General features: G+C 38.4%; 16 protein-coding genes and 1 pseudogene. All 17 read left to right on the top strand.

Going from position 1 to position 17,320, the window contains the following annotated elements:
- The first annotated feature begins 12 nt into the window (after positions 1 to 12).
- The 17 genes and pseudogenes from I2484_RS10540 to I2484_RS10620 all read left to right on the top strand — a co-directional run bounded on the left by I2484_RS10540 (position 13) and on the right by I2484_RS10620 (position 17,124).
- Positions 13 to 690: a response regulator transcription factor gene (locus I2484_RS10540; protein ID WP_207150988.1), complete on the top strand. Its 678-nt coding sequence runs from the start codon at positions 13 to 15 to the stop codon at positions 688 to 690.
- Positions 691 to 705: 15 nt separating this feature from the next.
- Positions 706 to 1,626, top strand: coding sequence for a F510_1955 family glycosylhydrolase (locus I2484_RS10545; protein ID WP_207150989.1), 921 nt, complete (start codon positions 706 to 708; stop codon positions 1,624 to 1,626).
- A gap of 22 nt (positions 1,627 to 1,648) precedes the next feature.
- Complete coding sequence (locus I2484_RS10550; protein ID WP_207150990.1) at positions 1,649 to 2,383, top strand: cytochrome c biogenesis CcdA family protein; 735 nt, start codon at positions 1,649 to 1,651, stop codon at positions 2,381 to 2,383.
- A gap of 81 nt (positions 2,384 to 2,464) precedes the next feature.
- A complete protein-coding gene (locus tag I2484_RS10555) occupies positions 2,465 to 3,175 on the top strand; it encodes a cytochrome c biogenesis CcdA family protein (protein ID WP_207150991.1) in 711 nt (236 codons plus the stop codon).
- A gap of 170 nt (positions 3,176 to 3,345) precedes the next feature.
- On the top strand, positions 3,346 to 4,029 hold the full coding sequence (ftsE, locus tag I2484_RS10560; protein WP_207150992.1) for a cell division ATP-binding protein FtsE: 684 nt from the start codon (positions 3,346 to 3,348) through the stop codon (positions 4,027 to 4,029).
- Entirely contained in the window at positions 4,019 to 4,903 is an 885-nt protein-coding gene (gene ftsX, locus I2484_RS10565) for a permease-like cell division protein FtsX (RefSeq protein ID WP_207150993.1), read from the top strand. Before ftsE ends, ftsX begins: the two co-directional genes overlap by 11 nt.
- Positions 4,904 to 5,564: 661 nt before the next feature.
- Positions 5,565 to 6,488: a plastocyanin/azurin family copper-binding protein gene (locus I2484_RS10570; protein WP_346014179.1), complete on the top strand. Its 924-nt coding sequence runs from the start codon at positions 5,565 to 5,567 to the stop codon at positions 6,486 to 6,488.
- Positions 6,489 to 6,791: 303 nt separating this feature from the next.
- A complete protein-coding gene (locus I2484_RS10575) occupies positions 6,792 to 7,835 on the top strand; it encodes a C40 family peptidase (protein WP_207150994.1) in 1,044 nt (347 codons plus the stop codon).
- Positions 7,836 to 8,057: 222 nt separating this feature from the next.
- A pseudogene (locus I2484_RS10580) lies at positions 8,058 to 8,829 on the top strand (ZIP family metal transporter).
- Positions 8,830 to 8,963: 134 nt separating this feature from the next.
- Entirely contained in the window at positions 8,964 to 9,251 is a 288-nt protein-coding gene (locus I2484_RS10585) for a metal-sensitive transcriptional regulator (protein WP_207150995.1), read from the top strand.
- A gap of 84 nt (positions 9,252 to 9,335) precedes the next feature.
- Positions 9,336 to 9,539, top strand: coding sequence for a copper chaperone CopZ (copZ, locus tag I2484_RS10590; RefSeq protein WP_186668905.1), 204 nt, complete (start codon positions 9,336 to 9,338; stop codon positions 9,537 to 9,539).
- A 152-nt stretch (positions 9,540 to 9,691) separates the two neighbouring features.
- On the top strand, positions 9,692 to 12,109 hold the full coding sequence (locus I2484_RS10595) for a heavy metal translocating P-type ATPase (RefSeq protein ID WP_186668912.1): 2,418 nt from the start codon (positions 9,692 to 9,694) through the stop codon (positions 12,107 to 12,109).
- A 266-nt stretch (positions 12,110 to 12,375) separates the two neighbouring features.
- The gene (locus I2484_RS10600) at positions 12,376 to 12,906 is read left to right on the top strand and encodes a hypothetical protein (RefSeq protein WP_207150996.1); all 531 of its coding nucleotides are present in this window, start codon (positions 12,376 to 12,378) and stop codon (positions 12,904 to 12,906) included.
- A gap of 309 nt (positions 12,907 to 13,215) precedes the next feature.
- Positions 13,216 to 14,727 (top strand): multicopper oxidase family protein, encoded by a 1,512-nt coding sequence (locus I2484_RS10605; RefSeq protein ID WP_207150997.1) that lies wholly within the window; start codon positions 13,216 to 13,218, stop codon positions 14,725 to 14,727.
- A 184-nt stretch (positions 14,728 to 14,911) separates the two neighbouring features.
- Positions 14,912 to 15,991: a stage II sporulation protein P gene (locus I2484_RS21485; protein WP_255551300.1), complete on the top strand. Its 1,080-nt coding sequence runs from the start codon at positions 14,912 to 14,914 to the stop codon at positions 15,989 to 15,991.
- 130 nt (positions 15,992 to 16,121) lie between these two features.
- Entirely contained in the window at positions 16,122 to 16,448 is a 327-nt protein-coding gene (locus tag I2484_RS10615) for a four-helix bundle copper-binding protein (protein ID WP_186668924.1), read from the top strand.
- Between the two features lie 112 nt (positions 16,449 to 16,560).
- Positions 16,561 to 17,124: a YdhK family protein gene (locus I2484_RS10620; protein WP_207150998.1), complete on the top strand. Its 564-nt coding sequence runs from the start codon at positions 16,561 to 16,563 to the stop codon at positions 17,122 to 17,124.
- Positions 17,125 to 17,320: the final 196 nt, after the last annotated feature.

A 17,320-nucleotide genomic window follows, 5' to 3' on the forward strand; every position in this document is an offset into this window, starting at 1 on the left:
CCTGAGGATAACATGCGGACGATCTTACTAATTGATGATGAGAAGAGGATGTTAGATTTAATTGAATTGTTTCTGATTCCGCATGGGTTTAAATGTATTAAAGAGACTAGCGGACAGACAGCGATTGAGATACTTAAACACAAGAAGATTAGCCTTGTCCTATTGGATATCATGATGCCGGATTTAGATGGATGGGAAGTATGCAGAAGGATACGTAAATTCTCCGACGTCCCCGTCATTATGTTGACAGCGAGGTCCGACAAACTCGATTTGGTTAAAGGGCTAGACACAGGTGCGGACGATTATGTTACGAAACCATTTGATGAGGGGGAGTTGGTTGCGAGAGTAAATGCACTATTGCGTCGTCTGCCTGATGATGAATCAGATACGGAAAAGATTATTTACGGTGATTTTAAGCTGGATAAAGAAACCTATTCATTACAATTTAATGATCTGAAAGTGCAACTTACGCTAAAAGAATTCTATATTATTGAAGCTTTGATAGCACGTCCCCAAAAAACTTTTACACGGGAACAGTTATTGCATGTTGCATGGGAATATAACACCTACACAGATATCCGTACAATAGACTCACATATACGTAATTTAAGGGATAAATTAAAAACTGCTGGATTCCCAATTGATGAATTCTTAAAGACAGTATGGGGAATCGGATACAAGTGGAACTAAAGGAGAATTGTTAAAATGAATAAAATTAAAATATTAGTGGGATTGATGTCATTGGTCGCCATCATGTCGGCCTGTAACAAAGAAAGTGAGTCATATTCATTTGATAAAGTGAAAAATAGTAAATTTGAACACTTACATGGCTTGGGCTATATAAATGGTGGACCTGAAATTGTGATTTCAACACATGATGGACTATATGAATATGGCGAAGGTGGATGGAAAGAAGCAAACAGTGAAAAGCACGATTATATGGGTTTTCAGGCAATACGTGAAGGTTTTTTCTCGAGTGGTCATCCTGAACCAGGATCTAACTATAAAAACCCTCTCGGACTTGTCAAGAGCACGGAAAAGGGGGCAAGTTTTGATCAATTAGCATTCTACGGAGAAATCGATTTCCATTACCTTGCGGCTGGCTATGAGTCGAAAGTAATTTATGTATTGAATGAAATACCAACAAAAGGGATGTCCACAGGACTTCATTATTCCACGGATGAGGGTACCACTTGGAAAGAATCCTCCATGAAAGAATTCAATTCCGAATTTATTTCGAACTTGGCCGCTCATCCCACACGTAAGGAAATGATTGCTATTGGCAGTAAAGAGGGATTATTCCTCTCGGAAGATTATGGCGAAAAGTTCAGCTTGTTCAATGAAGCGAAAATGGTCACTTATGTGACATTGACTGACGCAGGTGGATTCTATGCGAATCTAGAAAATGAAAAAGTGATGCTTACATCATTTGCATTAGATAGTGATCAAGAAATAGAAATTCAGTTGCCAAATAATCAACAGATTGAACCAATTGCCTTTATCGCGGTGAATCCTAATAACCCAAAAGAAATTGTCATCGCTACGCACAATAATGATATTTATTTAACAAAAGATGAAGGACTCAATTGGAAGACGCTCGCAGAAAGCGGTGAATTAGCAAAATAAGGAGTTTGGAGGTGCTTCATCTATGTATGGAATGATGTCGAAAATCAGTCAAAAAATTAGTGAACCGCTTACGATTCTTGTACATTCATTTGCAGATGATCCGCTTATCTATGCGCTTTTGTTGGGTTTAATAGGTGCTGTTGCTCCCTGTCAATTAACAGGGAATATGAGCGCAATCACTTTCTATGGGAATCGTACAGTTCAATTGAAGACGGATTGGGTAGAAATTCTTTCCTTTATTTCCGGGAAAATTGCTGTCTTTAGTTCCCTTGGCTTTCTGGCATGGCTATTTGGCCAATCGTTTGAAACAACAATGACAGCGTATTTCCCTCTGTTCCGTAAAGCGATTGGCCCGCTTATTATAATGACGGGACTTGTTTTGCTGGGTGTTCTTAAACTAGGATTTCTTCAACGCATAACAATGCGTATTCCTATGAAGTTGCGGGAAGGAAAGCTTGGCTCTTTTTTGTTGGGAGCTAGTTTTTCACTTGCCTTCTGTCCGACCATGTTCGTCATTTTTTTCCTCTGGCTTATGCCCGTTGTTGTGACGGCTTCGTATGGTTTTGTCCTGCCAGCAGTTTTTGGTATTGCAACTTCACTACCTCTTCTATTCCTGTTCTTATTAATATGGCTTTTCGATGCGAAGCGTCTAATTATGAAGCGAAGCATGAAAGTAGGAAGAGTTATACAACGTTTTGCTGGATTTGTACTTGTAGTTATTGGCGTTTTAGATACAATCACTTTTTGGGGGATTTAAATCATCATGGTTGTTACACCTAAAAGTGGTGTTAAGGACGATTTTGTTCTGATGAATTGTTCAAAAAAGGAGATTACATAGATGTTTACAGATTTAAATTTATTTATTGCTTTTGGTGCTGGCTTCCTTAATTTCATATCGCCTTGTACACTGCCGCTATATCCTGCTTTTATTTCTTACATTACGGGGATGTCGCTTGATGACCTTAAATCCGATAAAAGAAAGTTCAACAAAAGCGGGATTTTCCATACAATTTTTTTCCTAGTGGGTTTTTCAGTTATCTTCATTTTTCTTGGATACAGTTCATCGTTTGTTGGGACGTTCTTTTTCCAGTACCAAGATCTTCTACGACAAGTTGGTGCAATTTTCATTGTCATATTCGGTTTGATGATACTAGGTTTCTTTACGCCCAAGTTTTTAATGGAAGAGAAGAAATTACAATTTAAGAATCGTCCAGCCGGCTATTTTGGTACGTTCCTTATAGGACTCGCATTCGCTGCAGGCTGGACCCCATGCACCGGACCGATTACTGGGGCTGTATTTATGATTGCCTCCCAAAATCCAGGTTCGGGTGTATGGTATATGAGTGCATACGTTCTTGGGTTCGCAATCCCATTTTTCCTTCTGTCCCTTTTCATAACACGGGTTTCTTGGATTCAAAAACACAACCGGACAATTACGAAGGTCGGGGGATACTTTATGATTGCACTTGGTGTGCTCCTATTCTTCGATGGGTTGACTTACATTATCATATGGCTTAGTCCGGTTTTTGGAGGATTTATGGGATTCTGATGTAGTTTCAAAGTCATCCTTTATCAAACCTAATAATAAGGACAGCGAAATTTAAGGCAACTATCATGGGAAATATGGATAATATTCAACTCATTGATAAAAATATAAAATAGGGACAAATAAATAGGGGGAAAGTGTATGAAGGATATGAAAATTCAGGTGTTCTTATCATGATTGTGATGAAAAATGTGTACAAGAAATACCCCAATGGCGTGGTTGCAGCGAATGGTCTTAACGTCGTAATCGACCCAGGAGAATTCGTTTATGTAGTCGGTCCGAGTGGTGCTGGTAAGTCGACATTCATTAAAATGATGTATCGTGAAGAAGCACCAACAAGCGGAGATGTTATTGTTAACGGCATAAATCTAGCAACATTGCGGAATAAGCGTATTCCCTATTTGCGAAGGCAGATTGGTGTTGTTTTTCAAGACTTCAAGCTCTTACCTAAATTGAATGTTTATGAGAATGTTGCGTTTGCACTAGAGGTAATTGAAGAATCACCAGCAGAGATTCGAAAAAAAGTGAATGACGTCCTTGGGCTTGTCGGACTTACGCAAAAAGCGCGGATGTTTCCAAATGAATTATCAGGCGGAGAAGAACAGCGTGTTTCTATTGCGAGGTCAATCGTCAATGTACCGAAAGTTGTTATTGCAGATGAACCGACAGGAAATCTTGACCCTGAAACATCATGGGAGATCATGAGGATGTTCGAACAGATCAACACTCGTGGTACGACGATTGTCATGGCCACCCATAACAGGGAAATTGTTAATACAATCAAACACCGTGTCATTGCGATAAAAGGCGGACTCATTACCCGTGATGAATACGGGGGTGAGTACTATGAAGGCTAGAACACTTAGTCGGCATGTACGCGAAAGTTTCAAAAGCATTCGCCGTAACAGCTGGATGACGTTTGCGTCAGTCAGTGCTGTTACTGTCACTCTTTTGCTTGTCGGTGTATTTATCGTAATTATGATGAATTTAAACCAACTTGCGCAAAGTATCGAGAATGACGTGGAAATTAAAGTAATTGCAGATCCTGCAGCGAACGAGGCGGCAATTAAAGTGTTAGTAGAAAAAGTCCGTTCGACAGAAGGTATACTCGAAGTGGTCTTTTCGTCTAGAGATGAAGAGTTGGACAAGATGATTAAATCATTTGGTGACGAACTTAGCTTATATAAACAGAGCAATCCGCTTGGCGATGCACTGTATGTAAAAGCGAAGGACCCGCAACAGACTGCTACTATTGCAAAGAAAATTGATACATACGACTATACATATGAAGTCGTGTATGGCGAAGATAAAGTAGAAAAACTTTTCAACGTACTGAACATGAGCCGAAACGTCGGTCTGGTTCTGATATTGGCACTGTTATTTACGGCGATGTTCCTTATTTCAAACACAATCCGTATAACAATCGTTGCTAGACGAACTGAAATTGAAATTATGAAATTAGTCGGAGCGACGAACAACTTCGTGCGTATTCCGTTTTTATTGGAAGGAATGTGGCTTGGCATTTTGGGGGCAATCGCTCCAATGCTCATCATTTCCATATTCTATTTCAAACTATATGAGTATTGGGAACAGAAATTGCAAGGAGAACTATTACAATTGCTAAACACGACACCATTCATTTTCCAATTGAATGGACTAATCCTATTCATGGGAATCTTTATAGGTGTTTGGGGCAGTTTTATGTCAGTGCGTAAATTTCTTAAAGTATAATTGGAACATAATTTTGAAAAGAAGAAATGGGAAGTTAATAAAATATAAGTGATAGCTTCTTTGTATACAAAAACTCGATGGAGAATGTTATTCTATCGAGTTTTTGAATTACCTCTAAATCAAATTTTTAACAATCGACCATTAATTGCGACAATAACTGTACTCAAAGACATTAATATAGAGCAAACAGGATGTACATGTCTCCGTTAAAACGCCAATTAACGCCAAGAAACATTTGAATCATAGGAGAAAGGACCGAAATAGGAATCGTTACGAGAAATGAGATGTAAAAACGTTCTTTGAGATTCTTTACCATATGGGTGTGATGATTGTGATGACCTTCATGACCATGTTGTTCTTTGTGAGTCAAGTGTTCTTCTTTTGCAATATGCTCTTGCGGTTAGTAGTGACCATGTGAATGATTAGTCATGCGATTTGCTCCTTTCATAATTACCAGGTTATAGGTATATCGTCCATATACCATTAAATATGCATGAATTATGCAAAATCTTCGTTTTCTCTATATTAAAGAAACGCACGATTACTCCTGTGAACGATTCATGAAGATTGGTCATGTTACATACCCTTACAAGGTATATAACCATTACATGCAATATGTGAACAAAAGCATTATTTCAATTTAGAAAGAGGTGGGGGATTAGTGGGGAACTATCAATTATTTGTATTAGGTTCACTTGCTTTGTTAACACTTGTAGTCGTTATAGTAGCGATAATCTGGAAAAGAAAATTTCGAACGATGCAAGGAATGATGATTTCAATGTACTTTGGGATGAATGTAGGTTTGACTGCCGGTGTTCTATTAGGTGTTACTTATCAAGGTAACCTATTCCTTTCAACGATACTTTCAATGGCTATTGGTGTGCTTGCAGGTTCATTATGTGGTTTATGCTTTGGAATCCTCTCTGTATTGGAAGGAATAATGGCTGGTTTAATGGGCGGCATGATGGGGGCAATGCTAGGCGAGATGATTCGTGTAGATCAGTCAATAAGTTTGATACAGCTATTTTTAATTCTATCCCTAAGCACAATTTTTATTATGGCTATTTTGAAAACACCAAGAAATTCGAGAATACATACTAAAAAGTGGTTATTAAAACCAATTTCACTCTCAAGTATTATGGCTGTTTATATAATAGGGGGTAATTTGATTGTAGAAAAATATGTAAATACAATAGGATTAGAGTTATCAAAAAGTCATCATTCAGCGACAACTACGTCAACTGAAAGTCTAGATAGTGAAAGCCAAATGATTGTTCTAGAAACCGTTGATATGAAGTATTCAACAAAAGAAATTAATGTTAAGAAAGACAGGGCGGTCAATTTAACTCTCACAAACCTAGATCAGATCGAACATGACATTGAAATCAAAGTTCCATCCCTACCAATTGATAATGGACCCCAGCATAATCATGGAACAGAAAAAAACGTGATACATCTCCATGCCTCACCAAAAAGTACGAAGACATTGACATTTACTCCGACTGAATCAGGAGTCTATGAATTCATTTGTACAGTTCCAGGACATAGGGAGTCTGGTATGGTTGGTTTGCTCATTGTAAGTTAAATCATATAGAAATAGATTAATACCTTTTTTAGGGGATTATTGCAAGTTTCAAGATACAAGAGCATAGAAAAAATCGCTTAGATTATGAATCTAGGCGATTTTTTCTATTTTGCGTGTCGTAAATGCAAGATTAAGTGCTAAAATATTGCACTAATTCTCCTTAATTAATCCTTAGTTTTGTCATGCGAATGTATTGTGATTGTAAAACAATAATCATAGTTACCATGCTAAAGTTATACAGGAAGTGATAAATAAAGATGTCGAACAAAAAAAGAGACATCAATAAAACAGTTGGGGTGGAAAATGAGAAATCGATTTATTCAAATACTAATGGCTGTGTTTCTTATTAGTACAATACCTTTTATATCGACAAATAAAGTTAGTGCGGCAACGTCGAATGAGATTGCAGCGTATGCGGAAAAGTTTTTTGGTACGCCATATAAATTCGGTGGGACAACTACGTCTGGATTTGACTGTTCGGGTTATATCAGATATGTATTCAATAATTTCAACATGAGCCTACCGAGAACATCAGAGGATCAGTTTAGGGTGGGAACTACAATTAGTAAAGAAAATCTGCAACCTGGGGATCTTGTATTTTTTGCAAATACATATAAAAAAGGTATTTCACATACAGGAGTCTATTTAGGGAACAACGAGTTCATCTCGGCTAAGAGCCATGGAGTCCTAAAAGCAAATCTAAAGACAAATCCTTATTGGGCTCCTAAATATGCAGGAGCAAAACGTATATCAAACACCCAAGTAGCTTTTGAACCTGTACAGGTAAAACCTGCTGATCAGATGAGTGAAGCATTTAAAGATCTATCGAAAAAACATCCTGCTTTTGAGGCAATCATTGCATTAAACGAGAGTGGAGTAATAACTGGCTACGAAGACTTCACATTCAAACCGGAAAAATCAATTACTCGTGGACAAGCAGCTGTAATGATAAATCGCGAGCTTAAATTAGAAGCATCAACCGAAGTGACATTTAAAGATGTCGCGCCAAATCACCAATTTGCAGCTGACATTGCGGCTTTGAATGAAGCTGGAATCCTTCAAGGATTTGCAACAGGTGAATTCGGTATTAACGACAAACTTACACGTGCACATCTTGCAGCCATCGTCAATCGAGCATTTTATCTCCAAGGACAACTGGATGGGAAAGTACAAGTCGCATCTAATTATGATGATGTCCCAACAAGTCACTGGGCCTCAGAAGCAATTCATGCATTGAAGACTCTTGATCAGACAAAAGTCTTTCAGACACCGGGGTTTAACGTAGGAAAAGAAGCAACTCGTGCAGAATTTGCTGCAGCTGTATTCACTGCAATTTCATACAAATAATTTCTTATGACAAGCTATTGGCGTACATATACTATAAAAGATGTACGTCAATTTTATGTTTCTGATAGAAAAAAAGATATCAGTTCCTGAAGTTTAAAATGTGGAATGTTGCCCTGGCGGAAAATTTGAGCATTAAATGATATGATTATTTTTATTATTATAGATAACGAAAGAGGTTATGTAAATGACAAATCTTATTGTTCTTGTGAACTGAGAAATAAAATGATTGAATTTTTTGCAACGTTAAGTCCGGTAACCCAGACACTAATTGCAACCTTATTCACATGGGGAATGACCGCAATTGGGGCTGCCTTAGTATTTACGACAAAGACTGTAAACCAAAAGCTAATGGATGGAATGTAAGGCTTTGCATGAGGTGTTATAATTCCAGCGAGTTTTTGGTCGTTGCTTTCGCCTGCCGTTGAAATGGCAGAAAGTAGTTCTTTGCCCTCATGGTTTCCAGCAGTCTTTGTATTTTTATTGGGTGTTTTTTTTCTATGGGGGGCTGATAAGATTATTTTACACTTACATCTTACTTCTTACTTCCCTAATGAAAGAAGCAGAGGAGATAAAATCTGAAAATTAGCGACGCAGCACACTGCTCGTTCTAGCCATTTCACTTCATAATATACCTGAAGGTCTTGCGATCGGCGCTGCCTTTGGTGCTGTAGCTGCGGGTTTTCCATCCGTATCTTTGGCAGCAGCAATCGCTTTGACGGTTGGGATAGGTATTCAAAACCTACCTGAAGGTACAGCTGTTGGAATGCCTCTCCGTTGAGATGGTATATCTCGTCGGAAAAGTTTCTCATATGGAAAGTTTTCAGGAATGGTAGAGCCTATATCAGCCGTGGTAGGAGTTCTTGCGGTTACGTTCATGACAACACTCCTCCCATTTGCATTAAGTTTTGCAGCAGGGGCGATGATATTTGTAGTAGTAGAAGAGGTTATTCCGGGTTCTAAAGAAAAGGGCAATAGGGATTGGGCCTCGATGTGATTAATGATTGGATTTACAGTAATGATGAATAATAGGAATAAGTAAAAGTTGCGGAAATTAATAAATTGACCTTCAATAAGAAAAGAGTTAATATAGGGGTAGGGGGTATAGGTACTTGTTAAGGAGGGTGAATTATGAAGGAGCCAAACAAAACAACGGTTCAACCAAATAAACTACAGCTCCTCAACCGGTTAAAACGAATTGAAGGGCAAGTGAGGGGTATCCATCAGATGGTCGATAATGATCGCTACTGTGTGGATATCTTACATCAAATCAGTGCCATCCAATCAGCAATGAATAAAGTTTCTTTGGCCTTGCTTGAAGATCACACGCACCACTGTGTAGCGAATGCGATTAAGGGGCAAGACGGTGAAAACGCCATTAAGGAATTGATGGATGTTATGAAAACGATGACGAAATAATAGGCTATAGAAAAATTTTTCAATTGACATACTATACAGGGGTATAGTAAATTTGGAATAATAACTAAAAAGGAGGTCGTCAAAATGAAAGATATAGTAAAAGTACAAGGGATGTCATGCAATCATTGCGTCGGTTCAATCGAGGGAAGTGTTGGCAATCTTACAGGTGTTTCTTCCGTGAAGGTGGATCTTGGCAGTGGTGAAGTTTCCGTAGAGTTTGACAATCAGGAAACAACTTTGGATCAGATCAAGGAGACGATTGAAGAGCAAGGGTATGACATCGTCTGATTTCGTGCATTATGTGTTAGAGGGTTTAGTCAACTAATAATCTTCCGCTTCTACCATATGGGGGTAGAAGGCGGTGGATAAGATCGTACCTTCTGGTATGGTCTTTCTTTTTCGAATGAGTATACCCCTACTACGTATAGGAGTGATAATAAGTGGCAACTAATGAAAAAACGCTACAAATTAATGGAATGACTTGTGCTGCATGCGCAAACCGAATTGAAAAAGGGCTTTCCAAAATAGAAGGCGTTGAGCGAGCAAATGTCAATTTTGCATTGGAGCGTTCTACAATCGTCTACGACCCGGATAAAACGAATGTCAATGAGTTTAAGGAAAGAGTTGAAAAACTTGGCTATAGTGTCGTTCAAGAAAAAGCTTCTTTTGATATTTCTGGCATGACATGTACGGTATGTGCGACGAAGATAGAAAAAAGAATTAGTAAGATGGATGGAGTAGCCAATGCAAATGTCAACTTTGCGTTGGAAACGATTTCGGTTGAATATGACGGTAAACAGGTCGAAACGGCTGATATGATTACGGCTGTTAAGAAAATGGGCTATGAATTGATTCCCAAGCAAGACGGTAAAGACAAGATGGATCATAAAGAGCAGGAAATCAAAAAGCAATACAGAAAGTTCATCTTTTCGCTCATCTTGACGCTTCCGTTGTTATGGACGATGGTTGCTCATTTTGAATTCCTATCATTCATCTATATGCCTGCTATTCTAATGAACCCATGGGTACAACTCGCGCTTGCAACACCGGTTCAATTTATCGTCGGCGCTCAATTTTATAAAGGTGCTTTTAACGCGCTTCGAAACAAAAGTGCCAACATGGACGTATTGGTAGCACTCGGTACGAGCGCGGCATATTTCTATAGCCTTTATCTTACGCTGGAATGGAAAATGGCAGGTAGCACTGGAATGCCTGAGCTCTATTTTGAAGCATCTGCTGTCATTATCACATTAATCGTACTTGGTAAGTTATTTGAAGTTCGTGCAAAAGGGAAAACAAGTCAGGCAATTCAAAAGCTTCTTGGCTTGCAAGCTAAAACAGCCCGCGTTCTGAGAGACGGCATAGAAAAAGAGGTGCCGATTGAGGAAGTCATAGCAGGAGATACAATCCTTGTGAAACCTGGTGAAAAGATTCCGGTGGATGGAGCAATCATCGAAGGGCGCTCCGCAATTGATGAATCGATGATCACAGGTGAGAGCATTCCAGTTGATAAAGTCGTCGGTGACGTAGTGATTGGCGCAACCATTAATAAGAATGGTTCATTGCAAATAAAAGCGACAAAAGTAGGGAAAGACACAGCGTTAGCACAGATTGTAAAAGTGGTCGAAGAAGCACAAGGATCTAAGGCGGAAATCCAGCGTTTAGCCGATAGGATTTCAGGAGTTTTTGTACCGGTAGTAGTCGTTATCGCGATTGTCACGTTCTTTATTTGGTATTTTGCTGTTACACCGGGTGATTTCCGTTCAGCCCTCATTCCGACCATCTCTATTTTGGTCATCGCTTGCCCATGTGCACTTGGTTTGGCGACACCCACTTCGATTATGGCAGGTTCGGGTCGAGCCGCTGAAATGGGACTTCTCTTTAAAGGCGGAGAACATTTGGAAAACACGCAGTCAATCGATACTGTTGTCTTAGACAAAACGGGAACAGTTACAAAAGGCGAACCTGCCTTGACAGATATTTCGGTGGCTGACGGCTTTAACGAAGAGGAAGTTCTCCAATTGGTTGGAACGGCTGAAAACCAATCCGAGCACCCTTTAGCACAGGCGATTGTTAATGGCGTAAAAGAAAAAGGCATTGCACTTCTTGAAACAACTGATTTTGAAGCTTTGCCGGGCTATGGAATTCGGGCTGAAGTAAGTGGTAGAGAAGTGTTAGTTGGAACAAGAAAATTGATGAAAGAACATAACATCGCAATCTTGGATTCGGAAGCAGCGATGGAAAAACTAGAGAGCGAAGGGAAAACAGCGATGCTAATTGCTGTGGATCACAAACTTGCAGGTGTCGTTGCAGTCGCCGATACAGTGAAAGAAACGTCGAAAGAAGCGATTGCAAGAATGCAGGAGCTTGGTCTAGAAGTCATCATGCTTACGGGTGATAACCAACGTACCGCAGAGGCCATTGCCCGTCAAGTCGGTCTGTCTAACGTAATTGCGGAAGTGTTGCCGGAACAGAAAAGTGAAGAGATTAAAAAGCTTCAGGAACAAGGCAAGAATGTAGCGATGGTAGGGGATGGTATCAATGATGCGCCAGCACTTGCCATGGCAAATGTCGGAATGGCAGTCGGTACTGGAACGGATATCGCCATAGAAGCAGCTGACATTACACTGATGCGGGGGGATTTAAATAGTGTTGCGGATGCAATTATCATGAGCCGAAAAACAATGCGAAATATTAAGCAAAACCTGTTTTTCGCTTTCTTCTACAACACGATTGGAATACCAGTCGCGGCAATTGGTTTATTAGCCCCTTGGGTGGCGGGGGCAGCAATGGCGTTCAGTTCGGTATCGGTAGTGTTGAATGCATTGCGTCTACAAAAAGTGAATTTAAAAAATTAACAAGAGAAGAATAACAAAAAAGAGCCAATGCCGATTCCTTTAAGAGTTGGCATAGGCTCCTTTCAATTTAACATACAACCTTACAAAAGGCGCGAAGGCACCATTTTAAAAAAAATTATGTAACGAAACTTTAAGAACACTATGACGTTACAATTGATAGAGAAAGGAGTTTGACAAATTTTTGAGAAGGAATGGAAAAGGGGCTATGCTTGAATATATTATTAAAAATTATAATAATCGAAAAACAGGTAAAGGAGTAGGTGTTTATGTCAATATTATTGGTACTGGGTTCTCTTTTGATAGTTATTTTCTTGCTTAACAAACAAGCTTTCATTCAAATGCCCAGTACAAACACATTATTAGTCCAAAAATTGTCGAACGCAAGATGGTTTAAGAATGAATGGCTTAGTGGCATATTTTTATTTTTCATTAATGCTTTATTGTTTAGTGTTGCGGTATCATTATTTTTTTTATTGGGAGTCCTAAATATTCCTTTTCTCCATTTGGTAATCATGCTATTAGCAACATTCGTAAGCATATATTTGTGGATAGCAATTCATAATGCCGGAAATAAAGGAAAGAGAGAAAGATTAATCATGAGTACAATCGGCAGTAGTTTTTATCTTTTCCTGCTGCTCACTTTTATTTATATGATAGCTAATCTTGGGCCTGGAACGCCGGAAAATGATACATTCATGGCTTTTATTGGATTACTATTTGCATTGTTTGTTTCCTTCGTTGCATTAGTTACATGCTTTTGTATAACGGGCCTAAAAAAAAAACAATACAGGATTTAATGATGATATAACAGAGCCCTTAATGACCCACATTGGAGTCATTAAGGGCTCTTGCGATTTAATTAAAGCCCGCCATTACAACCACCACTAGCATTTTTTTAAGCTTTTAATCGGTAACTCCTTGTTTGGTTGTTTTGAATGGGGTTGTTCTGTTGTTGCAACACCCTTTAATTTGGAATTCTCATCAATTATACAAAGACTCTGCAATAATTATGACGATTTTCATACATACCTTTCTCGTGCATAGTTTTTTCATATTTTCTTGTTACACTAAAAAAGAAAAAATCCAGACGAGAGGGGAAATAATTGATGGGAATAAAGATAAAGATTGCCGCATTGGCGATTAGTATATTGGTTATCGGCGGCTGTGGTAGTAACAATTCGAAGCCTAACGAAGAAATGGATCATTCAACTATGAATCAAGACATGGAAGAAATGGATCACTCATCTATGGATCAAGACATGATGGGAAATGATCATATGAGCCATGACGAGGTTGTAAGTTTAAACAACTCAACAGGGGAAAATGAACTGAAAATACCTTCCATGCTTGAACGTGATAATGAGGAAGGAGTCGTATACACAGTTAGAGCACAAAAAGGGAAAACGGAAATATTTGATGGTGTTGAAACAAATACGTATGGCTACAATGGGACGTTTTTAGGACCGATGCTTCGTTTTGATAAAGGTGATACAGTTAAAATTAGAACGATAAATGAACTAGATGAGGAGACGACTTTTCATTGGCACGGGCTGGAAGTATCGGGGGACGTAGATGGTGGGCCACATAATTCTTTAAAACCGGGAGAAGAAAAGGTTATCGAATTTGAAGTGGCACAAGAAGCGTCAACGTTATGGTTCCATCCTCATCCAGAAGGGAAAACTGCTGAACAAGTATACAATGGACTTGCAGGATTGATTTATATCGAAGATGACAATTCAAAGGGTCTTGGACTTCCAAATGACTATGGGAAGAATGATATTCCATTGATTTTTCAAGATAGAACATTTGATGACGAGAAGCAATTGAATTTCAGCGCTGTATTGAATGATGATGGTACTATTGGAGATACGTTATTGATCAATGGGACGTTGAATCCCATGTTGACTGTAAACAAAGAGAAAGTACGTCTCCGTTTATTAAATGGATCGAATGCGAGGAATTACACATTTAAATTGAATACAGGGGATTCCTTTGTTCAAATCGCTACGGATGGTGGTTTTTTAAATGAACCGGTTGCACTGAAAGAAATTACACTAACACCATCCGAACGGGTGGAAATAGTTGTTGATTTTTCACAACTTAATACAACAATTGACTTGGCACTAATAAATGAAGATGGATCTATCCTTTTACCATTTGAGGTTTCTGATCAAAGCGGAAAAATTAGCAGGATTCCGGGAGAGATGAATAATTTTTCATTGACAGAAGAAGAGATGGAAATGCCAGTTACAAAAAAAGTGGAACTCTTTGGGATGATGGACCAGGTAACGATAAATGGAAAGAAATTTGATGCGGAAAGAATTGATTTCACACAACAGCAAGGAGTCACTGAAGTATGGGAAATTTACAATAAACCGGACATGATGGGCGGAATGATCCATCCGTTCCACATTCATGGAACGCAATTTAAAATAATTTCAAGAGACGGAAAAGAGCCACCGGAAAATGAACGAGGATGGAAGGACAGTATTTCCATAAAACCAGATGAGAGAGTGAAAATAGCTATACAATTTAAGCATAAGGGTGTGTATATGTTCCATTGTCATATTCTTGAACATGAAGACAACGGCATGATGGGACAGGTAAAGGTGGAATAAACTCAATCCAATAATATGTGGAAGTCCGTGACATTAACGCTAAAGCATATTGTAAAATGACGTAATTCATTATGTAAACAGCCAGTGTGCATTAGCCACACTGGCTGTTTTAAAATTTGCATAAATAAATAATAAAATAAAAAAGTCAATGTTTCATTGCTTTTTAATAAAGGTGAGTTACATAATGTCTCCAATACTCAGTAAATCCAATAAAAAAGATAAGAAGAAAAGGCCTCTACTAATAACTTTACTATATATAGCAACCATTCTATTTCTCATTTGGTTGCTCATAGTCTTATTTCTAACATTCTTTTTTTTTCGTGAAGAAATCAAAGGAAATTCTTTGCCGGATAAATTGTATTTTATATCCGATTTAAAAATGGATACGTTGAAGGGCCCGTCAGGTATACCTAAGCTTTTTGGGAAAATAAACGAATCCTCTGACGGAACATTCAATGGAATAGATATTCCGAAAATTAATTTGGACCAACCAGATAGAGATGAATTCAAACCTGCTATGAAAGACCTTTTAAAAGATAGAAGCTTTGACAGAGAGGGTTTCGATGCGATTTTTGAAAATATGAAATCACCCAAAATAATCCCGATAGATTCTTTGCACTCTACTTTTGGAAAGGATGTCATTTATATTTATCACTCCCATAGTAGGGAATCTTTTTTACCGTATTTTAAAGACACTGATAAACCGAAGGATGCTTACCACTCGAGAGCGAATATTACGTTAGTAGGTGAAATGCTTGGGAGGGCATTGGAGAAAAGAGGAGTAGGGACGAAAGTGGATTCAACTGATATCGTACAAGAATTAGATATAAGAGGGTTAGACTTTAACAGTTCTTATAAGTTATCGGGGGAACTTGTACGCTCTGCACGTGCGAAAAACAAAGATTTGGAAATTTTCTTGGATGTTCATCGTGATTCATTGCGTAAAGATTCTACCACTAAAGAAATGAATGGAGAAAGTTTTGCACGTCTGTTATTTGTAGTTGGTACTGGACATAAAAATTATGCAAGCAATCTTTTGTTTACAGAAGGCTTGGATAAACTTCTTGCTACTCATTATCCGGGTTTGTCAAAAGGAATACTTAAAAAAGATAGCAGTCAAGGGAACGGAGTTTATAACCAAGATGTATCTCCAAACTCAGTTATTGTAGAAATTGGTGGCGTCGATAATACGTTAGAAGAACTTAATCGGACTACCGAAGCATTAGCGGATGTACTAAGTGATTATTACTGGCACAGAGAATAGTAATCAGTTTCTTTGGAACCTGACATATAAAGAGAAATAAGGACTTTTTAAGGAGTTTTTTATTTTTAGTTTTAAAACGACTTTTAAGGGGAAAATACCACTGATTGTAAAAATAGCAGGAGGTGAGTCCATGAATACGGAATACGAAGAATGCCTGAAAGCATGTTTAGAATGTCTAAAGGCATGTAATACCTGTTTTGACGCATGTTTAAAAGAAGAAAATATGAAAATGATGGCCGAGTGCATTCGCTTGGACCGTGAATGTGCAGATATATGTGCGTATACAGCACAAGCGATGACGCGCAATAGTCCATTTACTAAACAGATTTTAGAACTTTGTGCAGCAGTTTGCGAACGTTGCGAGCAAGAATGTGCTAAACATGATCACGATCATTGCCAACGTTGTGCTGAATCTTGCAGAAAGTGTGCTGAGGCATGCCGACGAATGGTGGCTTAAGCGATATGCAGAAAATGTAACCAGCTATGGGCTGTTTCAAGAAATTAATTTGGATTTCTAGGAATAGCTTCTTTCTATTTGTGTATTATCTAAGAATAGGAGTGTTAATCAAATGAAAAAACAATTACTTTTTTTAGGTGCCGCTATAATCATTGGTTTAAGTGGATGTGGAAATAACACTAGCAACGAGAAAGGCCCAAACAACAATAATGAATCCAAACAGGAAGTCATGAAGATGGAAGTGAACCATTCTGGCTCAGGTGAAGTCCCTGAAAACTTGAAGGTGGCAGTAAATCCAACCTATAAGGTCGGAAGCGAAGCAATTATTAAAGCAAATCATATGGAAGGTATGGAGGGTGCTGTAGCAACAATCGTGGGTGCTTATGATACTACAGCTTACGCTATATCGTATACGCCGGTAACTGGCGGAAAAAGAGTAGAAAATCATAAATGGGTTATCCAAGAAGAGATAAAAGATGCCGGTGACAAAACTTTTGAACCAGGAACTGAAGTAACTATAGAGGCAGACCATATGAAAGGGATGAAAGGAGCAAGAGCAGTAATTGATTCGGCCGAAAAAACAACTGTTTATATGATTGATTATACTCCTACTACCGGTGGGGAAAAAGTTACAAATCATAAATGGGTAACAGAAAGTGAACTATCTGCTAAATGAAGATAGTACAAAGACGCATTAATGTATTGAAAACATATCTTGAATTAACGGGGTGTTACTGTGGAAACCCATAGCGAAAGTTCTAAATTAAACCGTAATTTTCAATGAAGTTGCTATCAGCCCCGGGTTTTGTTAAAGTAAAAGTATATTTCTTATGTTATTAAGTCACTGTTCCACTAGTGAAAGCCGTTATACT

The sequence above is a fragment of the Sporosarcina sp. E16_8 genome (assembly GCF_017347095.1).
Lineage (GTDB): Bacteria > Bacillota > Bacilli > Bacillales_A > Planococcaceae > Sporosarcina.

Excerpts from the sequence above, each read along its gene's own strand:
- I2484_RS10545 (WP_207150989.1), top strand. The coding sequence starts at position 706 with ATGAATAAAATTAAAATATTAGTGGGATTGATGTCATTGGTCGCCATC.
- I2484_RS21485 (WP_255551300.1), top strand. The coding sequence starts at position 14,912 with ATGTCTCCAATACTCAGTAAATCCAATAAAAAAGATAAGAAGAAAAGG.
- ftsX (WP_207150993.1), top strand. The coding sequence starts at position 4,019 with ATGAAGGCTAGAACACTTAGTCGGCATGTACGCGAAAGTTTCAAAAGC.
- I2484_RS10585 (WP_207150995.1), top strand. The coding sequence starts at position 8,964 with ATGAAGGAGCCAAACAAAACAACGGTTCAACCAAATAAACTACAGCTC.
- I2484_RS10615 (WP_186668924.1), top strand. The coding sequence starts at position 16,122 with ATGAATACGGAATACGAAGAATGCCTGAAAGCATGTTTAGAATGTCTA.
- I2484_RS10555 (WP_207150991.1), top strand. The coding sequence starts at position 2,465 with ATGTTTACAGATTTAAATTTATTTATTGCTTTTGGTGCTGGCTTCCTT.
- I2484_RS10620 (WP_207150998.1), top strand. The coding sequence starts at position 16,561 with ATGAAAAAACAATTACTTTTTTTAGGTGCCGCTATAATCATTGGTTTA.
- I2484_RS10540 (WP_207150988.1), top strand. The coding sequence starts at position 13 with ATGCGGACGATCTTACTAATTGATGATGAGAAGAGGATGTTAGATTTA.
- ftsE (WP_207150992.1), top strand. The coding sequence starts at position 3,346 with ATGATTGTGATGAAAAATGTGTACAAGAAATACCCCAATGGCGTGGTT.
- I2484_RS10605 (WP_207150997.1), top strand. The coding sequence starts at position 13,216 with ATGGGAATAAAGATAAAGATTGCCGCATTGGCGATTAGTATATTGGTT.
- I2484_RS10575 (WP_207150994.1), top strand. The coding sequence starts at position 6,792 with ATGAGAAATCGATTTATTCAAATACTAATGGCTGTGTTTCTTATTAGT.
- copZ (WP_186668905.1), top strand. The coding sequence starts at position 9,336 with ATGAAAGATATAGTAAAAGTACAAGGGATGTCATGCAATCATTGCGTC.
- I2484_RS10600 (WP_207150996.1), top strand. The coding sequence starts at position 12,376 with ATGTCAATATTATTGGTACTGGGTTCTCTTTTGATAGTTATTTTCTTG.
- I2484_RS10550 (WP_207150990.1), top strand. The coding sequence starts at position 1,649 with ATGTATGGAATGATGTCGAAAATCAGTCAAAAAATTAGTGAACCGCTT.